General features: G+C 43.2%; 14 protein-coding genes. 6 read left to right on the forward strand and 8 right to left on the reverse strand.

Annotated elements, in window-relative coordinates:
• Positions 1–518: 518 nt before the first annotated feature.
• From IE164_RS12560 to IE164_RS12570, 3 genes are all read right to left on the reverse strand, one after another.
• Positions 519–2,171, reverse strand: a complete 1,653-nt coding sequence (locus IE164_RS12560) for a hypothetical protein (RefSeq protein ID WP_189630578.1) — start codon at positions 2,169–2,171, stop codon at positions 519–521.
• Between the two features lie 365 nt (positions 2,172–2,536).
• Complete coding sequence (locus IE164_RS12565) at positions 2,537–3,172, reverse strand: peroxiredoxin (RefSeq protein ID WP_189630579.1); 636 nt, start codon at positions 3,170–3,172, stop codon at positions 2,537–2,539.
• Positions 3,173–3,417: 245 nt separating this feature from the next.
• A complete protein-coding gene (locus IE164_RS12570) occupies positions 3,418–3,798 on the reverse strand; it encodes a GtrA family protein (RefSeq protein ID WP_189630580.1) in 381 nt (126 codons plus the stop codon).
• 85 nt (positions 3,799–3,883) lie between these two features.
• On the opposite strand from IE164_RS12570, the gene IE164_RS12575 reads away from it, so the two are divergent.
• Complete coding sequence (locus IE164_RS12575) at positions 3,884–5,590, forward strand: ArnT family glycosyltransferase (RefSeq protein WP_189630581.1); 1,707 nt, start codon at positions 3,884–3,886, stop codon at positions 5,588–5,590.
• 78 nt (positions 5,591–5,668) lie between these two features.
• Here IE164_RS12575 and IE164_RS12580 read toward each other — a convergent pair whose 3' ends face one another.
• The 5 genes from IE164_RS12580 to IE164_RS12600 are packed head-to-tail and all read right to left on the reverse strand — an operon-like array spanning position 5,669 to position 7,419.
• Positions 5,669–6,043 (reverse strand): SdpI family protein, encoded by a 375-nt coding sequence (locus tag IE164_RS12580; protein WP_189630582.1) that lies wholly within the window; start codon positions 6,041–6,043, stop codon positions 5,669–5,671.
• Positions 6,043–6,255, reverse strand: a complete 213-nt coding sequence (locus IE164_RS18645) for a zinc ribbon domain-containing protein (protein ID WP_189630583.1) — start codon at positions 6,253–6,255, stop codon at positions 6,043–6,045. Before IE164_RS18645 ends, IE164_RS12580 begins: the two co-directional genes overlap by 1 nt.
• Positions 6,255–6,416 (reverse strand): type II toxin-antitoxin system antitoxin, encoded by a 162-nt coding sequence (locus tag IE164_RS12590; RefSeq protein ID WP_189630584.1) that lies wholly within the window; start codon positions 6,414–6,416, stop codon positions 6,255–6,257. Before IE164_RS12590 ends, IE164_RS18645 begins: the two co-directional genes overlap by 1 nt.
• A gap of 3 nt (positions 6,417–6,419) precedes the next feature.
• Positions 6,420–6,563, reverse strand: a complete 144-nt coding sequence (locus IE164_RS12595; RefSeq protein WP_189630585.1) for a hypothetical protein — start codon at positions 6,561–6,563, stop codon at positions 6,420–6,422.
• Positions 6,564–6,567: 4 nt separating this feature from the next.
• Positions 6,568–7,419 (reverse strand): SPFH domain-containing protein, encoded by an 852-nt coding sequence (locus IE164_RS12600; protein WP_189630586.1) that lies wholly within the window; start codon positions 7,417–7,419, stop codon positions 6,568–6,570.
• Positions 7,420–7,547: 128 nt separating this feature from the next.
• On the opposite strand from IE164_RS12600, the gene IE164_RS12605 reads away from it, so the two are divergent.
• The 5 genes from IE164_RS12605 (at position 7,548) to IE164_RS12625 (ending at position 14,161) form a co-directional block, all read left to right on the forward strand.
• Complete coding sequence (locus IE164_RS12605; protein ID WP_189630587.1) at positions 7,548–8,654, forward strand: alanine racemase; 1,107 nt, start codon at positions 7,548–7,550, stop codon at positions 8,652–8,654.
• A 75-nt stretch (positions 8,655–8,729) separates the two neighbouring features.
• Positions 8,730–11,144: an ABC transporter permease gene (locus tag IE164_RS12610; RefSeq protein ID WP_189630588.1), complete on the forward strand. Its 2,415-nt coding sequence runs from the start codon at positions 8,730–8,732 to the stop codon at positions 11,142–11,144.
• Between the two features lie 169 nt (positions 11,145–11,313).
• A complete protein-coding gene (locus IE164_RS12615) occupies positions 11,314–12,315 on the forward strand; it encodes an endonuclease/exonuclease/phosphatase family protein (RefSeq protein WP_189630589.1) in 1,002 nt (333 codons plus the stop codon).
• 22 nt (positions 12,316–12,337) lie between these two features.
• Complete coding sequence (locus IE164_RS12620) at positions 12,338–12,532, forward strand: PspC domain-containing protein (RefSeq protein WP_189630590.1); 195 nt, start codon at positions 12,338–12,340, stop codon at positions 12,530–12,532.
• Between the two features lie 12 nt (positions 12,533–12,544).
• Complete coding sequence (locus IE164_RS12625; protein ID WP_189630591.1) at positions 12,545–14,161, forward strand: hypothetical protein; 1,617 nt, start codon at positions 12,545–12,547, stop codon at positions 14,159–14,161.

Here is a 14,161-nt window from a genome sequence, read left to right on the forward strand (position 1 = left end):
CCTGAACATTCCCTAAATAGGCCCAATGCTCTTGCTTTAACCGCAGCATTGCAGCACCCTCAGTGTCTCCTGCAAGGGACACTGAGCACCAACGTATAGCACATCAGAGTCCTCTAGCGAGAGACTCTGATGGTGGTTAGGTTCTATGAAAACGGGTACCTCAAAGGCCAGCCTCTACTACTGGCCCTCTTTTTTACCCTGAGCAAAGCGAAGGGCCTGTCAAGTACCTATGCCACCTGAACATTCTCTAAATAGGCCCAATGCTCTTGCTTTAACCGCAGCATTGCAGCACCCTGAGTGTCTCCTGAAAGGGGCACTGAGCACCAGCCTATAGCACATCAGAGTCCTCTAGCGAGAGACTCTGATGGAGGTTAGAGAATTAGGTTAATTGGAAGGGTTCAAGGTTCAATGTTTAAAGTTTAAGGTATTGACAAACTGGATCTTAAGGTTTTATCCTGAGGGAGTTTATAAGCGTAAAAGGCGAGATAAACGACCTCTTTTTTTGTATCGGTCTGATATTAACTTTGCTTTGTAAGCGTTAGAGATGGCTGCATAAAATCGGCTTTGTAAAATGTAGGAGCAATTTGTACAACAGGGCAATTTGATGAACCATTATTGTTGCTATAGCCAATCGCAATATTGGTTATTATGCCATTGTCATTGTTTACAGTGGTTCCTTCTAAACTAAACTTTCCTGCGGGGCTTAGTGCAGTAAAATAGCTAAGAGGAAAGCCTTCTTTGTCTCCAGCAGGTTGAATATAGTCTCCATTATTAAGGAGAGAAACGGTATAGCTTTGGTCTGCAGCTAGGGTTTCTCCAAGGTCTATTTCTCCAAACTGAACGGAAACCACCATATCATACTCTCCTGGTGATTTAGTACTGGCCAAAACTTCGAGTTTGAAACCGGTAACAACTCTCAGGTGGTTGTTAGAGGTGGTGGTCGGAGGAGTAGGGAAGTCACATTGAAAAGTGGTCACATCGAGATAATCTACAGGTACCCATACATTAGTTACATCTCCAGAAAGTTTATAAAACCAGTCCTGGGGATTATCTAAATCGGCACTTGTAGGAAATGGGTTTGCATCGGGTACAACTTTCATTTTTTGATCGAGTGTCGCTGTTGTTCCTTGCAAGGCATAAATAGGAGTAAAGCTGTTAATGCTCTGTGATTGCAACCCATGATCAGTGTAATAGTCGGGCATAAAGAAGTTGATCGAGGTGAAAAACCTGTTGTTACTCAGGCTTATGCCCTTTCCCCAAAAAAAACTCCTCGAAACTATGCCGCTGCTGGTTTGCATTTCCGAAACTACCGCAGGTAGGGGATACTGGTCTGTACTTAGCGCGGCCTTAAACATTTGCTCGGCAGGGCTTAGTGGTACGGTACCATTCTGAAAAGATTGTTCCAGGTAGGCATTGAATACTTCTGGTAGTTTGGTCCATGTTGGAGTACTTGATACAGCCCCAGTTGCAGGCACATGTCCAAAAAGGTCCTTGACATGAAGTGCCCCGTACTTTATACCTTTATTCGGAAGGTCTGCAGTCTTTATCAAATGAAGTATCGCTTCGTAAACAAAATTGAGCGCTGCGATGGTTTCATAGATATGCATTACAAGTTTTGTCATTGATTCCCATCGAAGGTTTGAGCCCAGCGCTCCTGAAAAATTACCTTTATGAGCATACTTCAAGACCTTATCAAATACTTTAAATCCATTCGATTCAGATAGTGTTCCAGCATTTAATGCATTATGTATACTCAAAAAAGCCGTCTGAATTTTGTATAGTGCTCCAGAGCTTGTTTCATTGCCATAGGCCCAGTGAGTGAATGTACAGTCAGGGCCACTAAATGGACTAATAGTAGGATCAATGCTGTGGGCTAGGTTCTTCTTTTTTTTACTGGCCTGCCGCAGAATATTTAAGGCTTCCTTGACCTGCCCTTTGGCTGTATTTAGAGCATCTTCGAGGATTTTTAGATCTTCCTTGTATTCTTGTTGTAAGGCGAGGTCAATTATTGTTTTCAATTCCTGGATAATAGCATTGTCTTCGGAATAACGATCTATGCTATGCTTTCCACCGTCTATAGCGTGAATCAGAGAGTCGAGATCGCTGCCGGCAGTAAAGATTTTGCTAAAGTCATCGGCAAGCTCTACAATATTGGAAAAGTTGAGACTCATTATTTCAAGTAATTTGGTTGAGGAGAAAGTTGAGGAAAAAAGTAGATGTAAAAAACCGTAGTAATACCTGATTTTTAGCTACGCAAAATCGGGTTCAATACTAAATGGTCAATTCTGAGGATTAAAAAAGTATTACAGAGTCTAGGTGTCTGTATAAGTTACATGGCTGGGCCCTTCCCTACATACGTGTTGGGAGTTAAGCTGTTTTAACGATACAAAGGCAGTCTCAGAAACCAAATAATCAACGACTTTGGATATTTTGGAGGTAACCGCTCGCCATTTTAATTAAATGAAGACCAGTAGATAAATACCTGATGTATAGCCAATGATTTATTGAAATAGAGACCGCCTCGCTACTTAATCTGCTACTTATTCGGCTGAGGAGTGGTTCTGAGGTATGGTTTAATTACCTTATGACCTTTGGGAAATTTGGCTGGAATATCTTCCGTTGCAATGGCGGGCGAAACCACTACATCATCTCCCTCTTTCCAATCGGCCGGTGTAGCTATGCTATAGTTGGCCGTAAGCTGTAAGGAATCGATTACCCGCAGAATTTCTTGGAAATTGCGTCCGGTAGAGGCCGGGTAAGTGAGTGTGAGCTTCACTTTTTTATCCGGGCCAATCACAAAAACCGACCGAACGGTTAGGGTATCGTTGGCATTCGGATGAATCATATCATACAAGGTTGCTACTTTTCTGTCTTCATCGGCTATTATCGGAAAGTTCACCGTAGTGTTTTGCGTTTCGTTTATGTCTTGCATCCAGCCTTTGTGCGACTCAAGTCCGTCTACCGAAACGGCCAGCACCTTTACATTTCGCTTTTCAAACTCGCTTTTCAATTGAGCCGTGCGTCCTAATTCGGTAGTGCATACCGGAGTATAGTCTGCAGGGTGAGAGAATAATAAACCCCAGCTATCTCCCAACCATTCATGAAAATTAATTGGCCCCTCAGTGGTTTGAGCACTAAAATCAGGGGCAATGTCACCTAGTCTAATTGCCATAATTTTTAGTTTTAAGTTTAGTTGTGAACGTAGTGTTGAATACAAAGTTCAAAAAGTCTATAGAAATTGTAGGGTTATTTAGAAAAAACTTAGATGACTCCTCACTATTGGGCAAAAGTGACCATAATTTTCCACTACAGGCAGTACGCCCTCAGCACCTGAGTGGTCGTTGATGAACGGGGGCAATGAAGACAACGATAAGAAGGCTTCTTGTCTAATACTCATTGAGTAAGCTCATGTATACCTTACATGAAAGTGAAGTTGTAGTTGGCTATGAAATTCCAGACTACCACTACGGCAATGGCAATAAGCTTGGCCCAGTAGAAATTAAGTCCCTTTTTATTGATGAGCAGATAAATGATGAGAGTATTAATACCCAGGCCAATAATGGCAAATCCCAGATACTTGGAGTATTGCAGCCACTCCTCGGGGTTGGAGTCGTGAAATGTCCAGGTTTTGTTAAGAAAAAAATTGAAGGTGGCGGCAAGCAGAAAGCCAAGTCCGTTGGCTACATACTTGTTCACCTTTATTTTTTCTTTTCCCAGATATGTTATTCCATAATCTATGCCCATTCCGGTGAGTCCAACCAGGCAAAATCTGATGAATTTGATGATTACTTCAGTCATTGATTTGTTGTGGGCGAAACCACAAATATGCAGAACATTTAAGTTTCTTGAAAAGGCTTACTTTTGTGCTTTCTAATTTCCTTAGATGACTACTAGCACCTTATCTCGAAGTACGGACACTAAGCCGGTTTTCGCGGTTTTTCTGATTATATGGTTTATTGTTGGGCTTATTCAAAACTACTTTACTGAGGTGAGCGGAGAGGAAGCCTATTACTGGTTGTTCTCTCAATATCTTGACTGGGGCTATCTGGATCATCCTCCAATGGTTGGTGTTTTAAGCTATATGGGCTACACCCTCATTCCAAATGCCCTGGGGTTAAGGCTCTGGTTTTTAATCGCTAACATGCTCACTTTGGTGGTTATTCGTAAAACCTTGGCTAAGAAAGACGATCCGTTGTTTGTTTGGATTGCCCTTTCGGCTGTGGCTGTCCATGCGGGTGCTTTTTTGGTAAAAACAGATGTGCCCTTAATTCTGTTCGAAGCATTATTTCTGTATTTCTACAAACAGTATTTGGAAGACGACAACTGGAAGGTTTCGGTGTTGTTGGCGTTATCTATTGCTCTTATTATGCTGAGCAAACACCATGGTTTCCTGATTGTCATATTCACGGTGCTTTCTAACCTTAAGTTGGTTCTGCGTAAATCTTTCTGGCTGGTGGTATTGGCCACTGTGGTATTTATGATACCCCACACCATTTGGCAGTTTAATCACGATTTTGCCACCATCAAGTTCCATTTGTACAACCGAATAGACATGGGCTTTAGTTGGGAATCGCTGGCTTATTATGTCGGTATTCAACCGGTGGTATTTGGCCCGTTTTGTGGGGTTTTGCTCATTGCAGGGGCTTTCTTGAACAGGCATAGTTCCGATTTTAACCGGGCCCTTCGCTTTTGCCTGGTGGGAGTATTCGTCTTCTTCTTTATTTCCACTCTCAAGGTAGAGTTTCATAAACACTGGACGAGCATAATGATGATGCCGCTGGTGCTTCTGGCTCATGAGTACATAGCCGATCATGAACGCATGAGACGATGGATGAAGCGTATTGCGGTGGCTACTCTAGTGCTGATTGTACCCTTAAGAATATATCTGATGTATGATTTCCTACCCAAATCGTGGACTGAAGGGTGGGACGTGTTGCATAATTGGGATACCTGGGCCGAAGAGGTGAACGAGCTGAGCAACGGCCTGCCTATTATGTTCAACAATCACTACGAGAGAGCCTCTCGTTACGCCTATCTTACTGGAGACATTGTGCACTGTTATAACACCTTTGATTACCGGGAAACCCAGCACGACCTTTTGTCATTGGAGGAGCAACTACAAGGAAAAACAGTGTTTCAGATAAACCGTTATCGCGATACGGTAAACTACAAAGACTATTACACGCAAATTGGGAAGGGCATACATTATCGGGTGGTAGAAAACTTCAGGAGTTTTAGAAAGGTAGCTGTAGAACTGATTGATGAGGAGCAAGTAAATGACCTTAAGAAAGGAAATGTGATGGTAACCTTGCGACTAACCAACCACTATGATTATGCAGTCAATTTTAGCGATGCAGGTGAGCATAGAGTTGTACTCAATGCCCATTATTTAAAGGGCTTGCAGCCCGTAGGAATACAGGAGTTGAAAGAACTGAGTGGAGAAATAGCTCCGGGAGAAAGCAGGGAAGTTTCAGTATTATTACAGCAGCCGCAGTTGGGAGAGGGTAAGCACCACCTTCGCTTTTCAATACAAGTTGAGGGTATAGAGCCTCCCATTAACTCCAAAAAATATGAGCTGGAAATGGACTAAACTCCACTCCATTATGCCGGCTTTAGCTCAAACACTCTTGCCCGAACCAAGGTGGAGTTTTTTTAATGTAAGGCAACACTAGAACCGGTCGGCATCCAGGTCTTTAGGCATTCCGTCTTTGTCGAACCGGTTGTGGAGCTTACTTTCCGTAATGGCAATAACCATAAGAAAGCCTAGGGTCATCACTCCGGAAGTAATGAGTATTTGCGCTTCCAGGCTGCTTATTACAAAGTATAGCACAATTTGAATGGCTACGGTAATAATGCCGGCCCAAAGTATGGCCTTGGCACTGAACTGATTGGCAAACTCCCAGGTATGTTGGGTTTTCATAGAAAATGGTGTACGATAACCTACCCAACGGTTGGGCGACTCCACATTTACGAACTGCATAAGCACTCCCGGCAGCAGGGCCGAGAAGGCTATAATAGCATGGATAAGCAGGGCTTGGGTCATTAGGTTGTAATTAGGTCTAACAAGTTACTTAATGTACCGGCTTTGTTCATTTTATAAAATTCTGTATAGCCGCAGCGAGTACAGTTTATAGCGGCAAACTTTCGGTTTTGAATATCGAAAAAACGGCTCAATCCGCTGCCTGTCATCGCAACAGTATCCGTTTCGAACGATCTGTTCCTACACTTGGGACAGCTCCAGTTTTTGTGTTCCATTAGTCTTTCTTTTTAGGTAGTCTCGAAGCTTCCTTCAAGGCTTTGTTTATAATCCATTCCATTTGTCCGTTTGTACTACGAAATTCATCGGCCGCCCATTTTTCAACAGCGGCCAGAATTTCAGGATCCATCCTGAGCACAAAAGGTTTCTTCTTGGCCATAACTTAGTATTTCTCTTTGCCCAAAACCAGGTAAAAGTCGCCCATAGAAGTAACTACCCGCCAGCCAGACATGGCCAACTCGTTCAACCTCTTTTCGAATTTCTCCAGCTTTTCAAATGGGCCTTTCTGTAAAATTTTATACTGCATAATTCTAATGGTTTAAGGTTCCGGCATTTACCACAGGAGTAGCCGATTTGTCGGAGCAAAGTACAACCATAAGATTACTCACCATAGAGGCCTTTTTCTCCTCGTCTAAATCTACTATCTGTTTTTTATTCAGCTCTTCCAAAGCAGACTCAACCATGCCCACAGCACCTTCTACAATTTTATAACGGGCGGCTACTATGGCCGTAGCCTGTTGTCTTTGTAGCATAGCACTGGCAATTTCTTCGGCATAGGCCAAATAACCAATACGCGCTTCAATTACTCGTATACCGGCAATTGCCAAACGCTCAGCCAGCTCTCCTTCAAGGTCGTGGTTTACTTCTTCCATGCCCGAGCGGAGCGTTATTTCGCCTTCATCTTCAAAGTTGTCATAGGCATAAGTGTTGGCTAGCTTTCGCACGGCCGCATCGGTTTGTACTCTCACAAAGTGAGTGTAATCGTTCACCTCGAAAGCTGCTTTATAGGTTTCTTCAACCTGCCAAACCAAAATAACGCTAATGAGAATGGGGTTACCCAGTTTGTCGTTCACCTTTACCCGTTCGCTATCAAAGTTGTGTGCACGAAGCGAAACCTTCTTTTTGGAGTAAAATGGGTTCACCCAGAAAAAACCGTTCTTCTTAACCGTTCCTCTGTAGTCTCCGAAAAAAACCAATACTCTGGATTGATTGGGTTGCACTACAAAAAAACCGGGCAACAGAAACAAGAAGAGGATAAACAGAAGAGCAAATAGCGGGTTTTGGGTAACAATTAATGCGGCTATTGTTCCGGCCAGGAGAATGAAAGCAAAGGCAAGCATGCCAAAGCCGGATTTAGGCTGATAGGGTTTTTCGTTTTTCATGTCTTCAAATTTAATATGATATTAAAATGATATCAAAAGATAATCATAAAAACGTGACCTTTGGAAAAAAGGTTGAGTTCTGTGGCCAATTTTTTTAATGCCTGTCATTATCCTCGTAATTTTCAGTCATGGAACTGAATATAACCCGACCTACTCTACTGCTCGATGAGGCCAAAATGCTGGCCAATTTGGATCGTATGCTTCAAAAAGCCCAAAGAACCGGAACAGAGCTGGTGCCTCACTTCAAGACCCACCAGTCAAGAGAAATTGCGGGGCTGTTTAGGGCAAGGGGAGTAGATCGGATTAGCGTGTCTTCAGTGAAAATGGCAGAGTACTTCGCCCAGAATGGTTGGAAAGATATTACCGTGGCTTTCCCTTTAAACCCACTGGAGGTTGATGCTTTAAATGTGCTTTTAGAACAAGGGGTGAAGCTGACTGTATTGGTGGCAGACCCTGCGGTTATTCAGCATGTTGCCGGCCGATTCAAGCAAACGGTAAATGTGCTTGTGGAAGTAGATGCCGGTTATGGTAGGTCTGGGCTAAAAGCCACTCGTGTAGATTTATTTGAACGGGTACTCAAAGCACTGACCAATGATGAAAGCCTGAGATTCTATGGCCTGTATTGCCACCCGGGTAATACGTACCAGGCCAATAGTATTGATGATATCAGGCAAATTTGGAAGGAGAGTATCGAAAAGCTTCTGGAGCTAAAAAATACCCTTGGTTTGTCAGAGTGTGTTATTAGAATGGGAGATACCCCCGGTTGCACGGTGGTCGAATATATGCAGGGCGTGGATGAAATGGGTCCCGGTAACTTTATTTTTTATGATCTGGTAATGAATTACCTGAATGTTTGTGATGAGACCGACATTGCCGTGGCAGTGGCTTGTCCTGTGGTGGCCAAGTATGCCGATAGAAATCAGATAGTGGTGCATGGAGGTGCGGTTCATTTTTCTAAAGACCATTTGTTCGATGCCAACGAGCAGAAATTTTTTGGGGAGATGGTTATTCTTCAGGAGCGAGGATGGTCTTCCATTATTCCGGAGGCCCGTTTAACTTCTCTTTCTCAGGAGCACGGAGTATTGTCGGTAGATGACGAAACTTTTGAGGCCATAGAAATTGGTGATGTGCTTGGCTTTCTGCCTATACACTCATGCCTCACTGCCAATTTGCTTAAGTCTTACCTGACCTTAGATGGCAAAAGGTATGAGCATATGGAAACTGTAATGAGCTAATGCAACTTCTGTGTGGTTTGAGTCGTCTTACGCGCAAGTGGCGCAAGCCACTGGTCAAAACTCAAACCAACAATAATGTTATACAACTACATCAAAACTGCCTTCCGGAGTATTTGGAAGGATAAATTCTTTTCTGTTCTCAATATTTCGGGGCTGGCTATAGGCATAGCGTGTTGCATGCTCATTGTTACTTATGTTCAGTACGAATTGAGCTATGACAGGCACTTCCCTAATCACGAAAACATTTACCGGGTAGTTATTGAGGGCTCTTTCAATGGCAGAGACTTTACGGGCTCGCAAAGTCCGGCTCCCACCGGTGCTACTTTCAGAGACCAGATACCCGGAGTAGAAGAAAGGCTACGGCTTAGAAACACCGGCAATTGGATTGTGAAATACAACGACAAGGTTTTTAATGAAAACCGCTTTGTGTTTGCCGATGAAACGTTTTTTGAGGTATTCCGGGTGCCATTGCTCAAAGGTGTTCCGGGGGAGGTGCTCACCAAGAAAAACCACCTGGCCATGAGTGCTACTACTGCCAGTAAGTATTTTGGCGATGAAGACCCGATTGGTAAAACGGTGCGCCTAGATAACGACTCCGATTGGGTAGTTGCCGGAGTCTATGAAGATATTCCTTCCAATAGCCACTTTCGTTTCAATGTAATTTTGTCATTCATTACCAGAGAAAGTGATTACAACAACCAGCAATGGCTCAATCAAAACTATGATACTTATCTGGTAATGCAACCCAACGCCAATGTAGAGCAAGTGCAAAAGCAGATGAATGAAATTGCTATTGAGAAGATGGGGGCAGAGTTTAAACAGTATCTGGATATGACTTTCGAGCAATTCGAAGCAGCCGGTAACCGATTTCATTATTTTCTTCAGCCCATAGCAGATATTCACCTGTTGTCTGATGGTTACGGAGGTTTTGAACCTGAGTCTGACATAACCTATGTCTATATATTCTCGGCCATAGCCGTTTTTATATTGGTTATTGCCTGCATCAACTTTATGAATTTATCGACCGCCCGAAGTGCCAACAGGGCCAAAGAGGTTGGTGTTCGTAAGGTACTTGGTTCTGTTAAAGGTCAGTTGGTGACACAATTTATCTCCGAGTCGGTGCTTATCACCTTTATCAGCGGACTGATTGGCCTTGGATTGGCTGTTCTCTTGCTTCCATTTTTCAACAACTTTGCCGGGCGCGAAATGAGTCTCGATTTTGTGGCCAATCTGCCGTTGGTTTTTGCCGGTTCAGTGGTGGTGGGCTTTTTGGCCGGATTGTATCCTGCATTTTTTCTTTCAGCATTTAGCCCCGTTAAGGTATTGAAGGGCAACCTGAGTATGGGCATGAAAAGTGGTGGCTTGCGCAAAGCCCTCGTTACCTTTCAATTCTTCATATCCATTCTGCTCATTATAGGTACATTCAGTATTCTCAATCAGCTGCAGTACATTCAAAACAAAAAACTCGGATTTGAGAAAGAAAAGGTGTTGTTGGTACATAACACTTACTTATTGGGCGATGGTGTGGAAGCATACAAAAACGAGCTTTTGGCCAATGCCAATGTGGAGGCAGTGAGTTCTACCTGGTATTTGCCCACTTCGAGCAACAGATCTAGTACGGTGTTTTTTCCTGATGGCATTATCGATCAGGATAGGGGGCAGGTATCGCAAAACTGGTATGTAGACCATAACTATCAAAAAGTGTTTGGTTTAGAGCTAGTGAAGGGCCGTTTCTTCGACCGTGATATTCCCACCGATAGTACAGCCATGGTAATAAATGAGAAAGCAGCCGAAATTTATGGTATTAAAGACCTGGAAAATGCGGTGATTGGCGATTTCAATGATGATGGTTCGGCCCTTGACCGATACAAGGTAATAGGTATTGTAAAAGACTTTCATTTTGAATCGCTCAAAACAGAGATTGGCCCCTTGGTTATGCGACTCAACGGCCAAAATGGCTACTTGGGCGTTCGACTCAATGCTGGCAATTTTCAGCAGGTAATTAGCGATGCCCGATCGGCCTGGGACCAGATGGCTACCGATCAGCCTTTTGAATACAGTTTTCTAGACGATCGCTTTGGAAATATGTATGAGACAGAAAGCCGTTTGGGCGATATATTTACCTCTTTTGCCGTACTGGCTGTGCTTATTGCCTGTCTTGGTCTTTTTGGTTTGGCTGCATTTACCGCACAACAAAAAACCAAAGAAGTGGGCATTAGAAAAGTACTGGGAGCCACTTTGCCCCAACTCATGTATTTAATGTCTAAAGAAGTTACGGTACTCATCCTTATTTCTTTTGTGGTGGCCTCGGCAGTCGGGTGGTATGGGGTAGACTTGTGGATGCAGTCTTTTGCCTACAGACCGCCCATTAGCGTTTCCGTGTTTTTGTTGGCCGGAGCTTGTGCACTGGTAATTGCTCTGCTCACCATGAGTTATCAGTCTATCAAAGTGGCTACCGGCAATCCGGTACGTGCTTTGCGAAATGAATAAATAACGAAAGGAGAAAAGCCTTCCGCCTGAAAATACCTGAAAATCTTTTCTAAGGAATGGTCGTGAATATCAATCGGTTGAGATTGAACTTGCGACCATTCCTGTTTTTTGTGGTTTATGTTACAAGAAAATCGTTTTAAAATTGTTAGAATAGTGATTTGAGTGGTCAATGAAATCTCTCTTTAAGTTACCGCAGGTTCTTTGGATTTTCTTCACACTGGTGGTCTACTCCAGCGTACTCATATCTCCTCTGTTTTTTAAGTACTCAGGTATTGTGTCTTTTGGTGTGCCATTGGTGCTACTGCTCAACTTCTTATTACTCATTGCCTCACTTTTCTTTAAATGGAAGTCGGGTTTCATAGCCCTGGTACTACTCATAGTTGGCTACCCTTTTCTGCAGGTGAGTTTTAGTTTTGGAGGAAGGGAAGAGTCTACGTCAAAGTCTGTTTCAATAATGAACTACAATGTGAAATGGTTTGTAGACGCGAAAAAGGATAACTATGAGGAGGTAATCGACTGGATGGATAAAGTGGATGTAGACATTATGTGTTTTCAGGAGTTCTACCCACTCAAAAATATATCCCCTCGAATTGCCCAAAAAGGATATCGCGCCTCGTTGCACAAAGACCAGTTTCATGTAGCTATCTATTCCAGGTACCCCATTATTAACGAAGGGTTGGTTTTTCCTTTAGACGAGTTGAATAATGCACGGTTTGCCGATATTAAAATTGGAAAAGACACCCTCAGGGTCTATAGTGTTCATCTGGAGTCTATGGGTATTAATCCCGATAAAATTCAGAACCCTGAAGGCATTAAGCTGGAATATGAAAACGTGAAAAACCGATTTATTACGGCTTCGGCCAGACGAACACGTCAGATCAAAGAATTGCTGGCTCATGCAGCTTCAGGACCTCGAAAACATATTTTTGCCGGAGACTTCAATGATGTGCCCTTTAGCTACAATTACTTTCAGTTTAAGAAAAAGTATAAAAATGCTTTTGAAGAAGCCGGTAGGGGCATGGGAGTTACTTACAACGGAAAACTCCCATTTCTTCGAATCGATAATCAATTCTATTCCCAGGGCATAAAAGCGTTGGAGCTCAAAACCGTCAATGATGTTTATTATTCCGATCACTTTCCCTTAATCGGAATTTATGATATAACTCCTTAAATTGTTGGCTAATACTATTTTTATGGCTGGCAACAACAAATTATACCGTTCTCAAGACAAGAAGATTATTGCAGGAGTTTGTGCAGGGTTGGCAGAGTATTTAGGTTGGGAGGTCTCTATGACCCGACTGGCCTATGTTCTGATCTCAATTTTTAGCGCTGCTTTTCCCGGAGTAATTGTCTATCTGGTACTGTGGGTTGTAATGCCTGAGAAATAATCAACCCGTGGTATGAAGAAATTATTGACTGTTTGCTTTGCTGCTCTGGCTGCATTTATGCTCGCCTGCAATGTGCAGTATTTTGAAGATGCCGAATTTGGCGATATCGTGTTCGACCCCTCCATAGCTGTTGTGTTTGGCGAACTAAACTATACGGTAAGCGATTTATTTGAGGAACTGAACGATGCTACAGCAGGAGTAACTACCAATGCTGAAAATGTGGTTACCATAGTCTATTCCGAGCAGTTACAGTCGCAAAGTGCCGAAGAGTTTTTGCAGGTACAAGATCAGACCTTTGGCTCGTCTCTTCCGGCCGGAACAAGCATTAGTAATCCACCGGCCACAACCACCATAACCATTTCTGAAACCTACGAGTTTGATTTGAGTCAGAGAGGCAATGAGGCTTACGACAGTATATTTTTTAAGGGTGGACTTTTTGAGTTTACGGTAGAGTCCGACTTTAACGCTAATATAGATTTTGAGGCTACCTTTCAGTCCTTAGAGAGTAATGGAACTCCGCTGGTTATGAGCGGCAGGCTCACCGCATCCAATAATACTTTTACCGATACCGAAAGTCTGGCCAACTATGCAGGCTACTTTCATCGCGACAAAGATGGCAATACTACTTCCAATAAATTTTTGGTTAACCTGACATACGACATCGAAGTAACCCCTTCCAGTTCCATTGCCGCTGCCGATCGTATTGAGTTTAACGTGGGCATGACTAACACCAGCTTTGAACGGGTATATGGTTTCATCGACTCTCAGGAGCTCGAAGTGAGCTTTGAGATTGTGAGTTTCGATTTCTTCGATCAGTTTGGCGATGGTACCATTCAGTTTGCCGATCCGCGGGTGTCTTTTGTATTCGATAATAGTTTTGGTTTCCCGCTGGGGGTAGATTTTCAACAGATTGCAGCCATTACCAAAACCGGTCAAATCATTAATCTGAGTGGCGATGTAATTAACCAACTGAATGTGGTAGCCAGACCTTCTTTGGCAAATGAAGGAGCCACAAGAACTACACAGATAGATCTGACACCTGAAAACTCAAACATCGATGAGCTGCTAAATGCGCGCCCCAAACGAGTAATTGTAGACGTTCAGGCCGCATCGAACCCCAACGGCATACCCTTCCAATACAACTTTGTAAACGATCAAAGTGTGTTGAATGTAGGGGTAGATATTGAAATTCCGCTTCACTTGAGCCTTGATGAACTTAGAGCGGAAGAGAGCATGCCATTTACCAGCCCTGAAGATATAGATAAGGCCAAACGCTTACTGCTGAGGCTCATTGCAGACAATGAACTGCCCATGGGAGGACTGGTAGAGATCCAGTTTCTGAACGATCAGGGAGGAATAGTCTACACTATTGATGAGCAACCTGTTTTTGAAGCCGCTCCGCTTGGAACAAACGGCAGAACAACCTCATCCGTACGCACCATTGCCGATATCGAAATGGAAAGCGAAGATATTCAGGCCATTAAAGAAGCCACACGGATCAATCTGGTAGTTAAGCTTTCGACTACCGAGGTTGGGCAAGGTGCCAATGTGAAGTTTTTCGATGATTATCAGTTAAAGTTTACCATTGCTGGTCAACTGGATGTAGAACTAAACACTAACGGTAACTAA

Origin of the sequence: Roseivirga thermotolerans, assembly GCF_014653175.1 — a bacterium.
In the GTDB taxonomy this organism is placed as follows: Bacteria; Bacteroidota; Bacteroidia; order Cytophagales; family Cyclobacteriaceae; genus Roseivirga; species Roseivirga thermotolerans.

Excerpts from the sequence above, each read along its gene's own strand:
- IE164_RS18645 (WP_189630583.1), bottom strand. The coding sequence starts at position 6,255 with ATGGAACACAAAAACTGGAGCTGTCCCAAGTGTAGGAACAGATCGTTC.
- IE164_RS12600 (WP_189630586.1), bottom strand. The coding sequence starts at position 7,419 with ATGAAAAACGAAAAACCCTATCAGCCTAAATCCGGCTTTGGCATGCTT.
- IE164_RS12605 (WP_189630587.1), top strand. The coding sequence starts at position 7,548 with ATGGAACTGAATATAACCCGACCTACTCTACTGCTCGATGAGGCCAAA.
- IE164_RS12560 (WP_189630578.1), bottom strand. The coding sequence starts at position 2,171 with ATGAGTCTCAACTTTTCCAATATTGTAGAGCTTGCCGATGACTTTAGC.
- IE164_RS12590 (WP_189630584.1), bottom strand. The coding sequence starts at position 6,416 with ATGGCCAAGAAGAAACCTTTTGTGCTCAGGATGGATCCTGAAATTCTG.
- IE164_RS12610 (WP_189630588.1), top strand. The coding sequence starts at position 8,730 with ATGTTATACAACTACATCAAAACTGCCTTCCGGAGTATTTGGAAGGAT.
- IE164_RS12620 (WP_189630590.1), top strand. The coding sequence starts at position 12,338 with ATGGCTGGCAACAACAAATTATACCGTTCTCAAGACAAGAAGATTATT.
- IE164_RS12595 (WP_189630585.1), bottom strand. The coding sequence starts at position 6,563 with ATGCAGTATAAAATTTTACAGAAAGGCCCATTTGAAAAGCTGGAGAAA.
- IE164_RS12565 (WP_189630579.1), bottom strand. The coding sequence starts at position 3,172 with ATGGCAATTAGACTAGGTGACATTGCCCCTGATTTTAGTGCTCAAACC.
- IE164_RS12575 (WP_189630581.1), top strand. The coding sequence starts at position 3,884 with ATGACTACTAGCACCTTATCTCGAAGTACGGACACTAAGCCGGTTTTC.
- IE164_RS12625 (WP_189630591.1), top strand. The coding sequence starts at position 12,545 with ATGAAGAAATTATTGACTGTTTGCTTTGCTGCTCTGGCTGCATTTATG.
- IE164_RS12580 (WP_189630582.1), bottom strand. The coding sequence starts at position 6,043 with ATGACCCAAGCCCTGCTTATCCATGCTATTATAGCCTTCTCGGCCCTG.
- IE164_RS12570 (WP_189630580.1), bottom strand. The coding sequence starts at position 3,798 with ATGACTGAAGTAATCATCAAATTCATCAGATTTTGCCTGGTTGGACTC.
- IE164_RS12615 (WP_189630589.1), top strand. The coding sequence starts at position 11,314 with ATGAAATCTCTCTTTAAGTTACCGCAGGTTCTTTGGATTTTCTTCACA.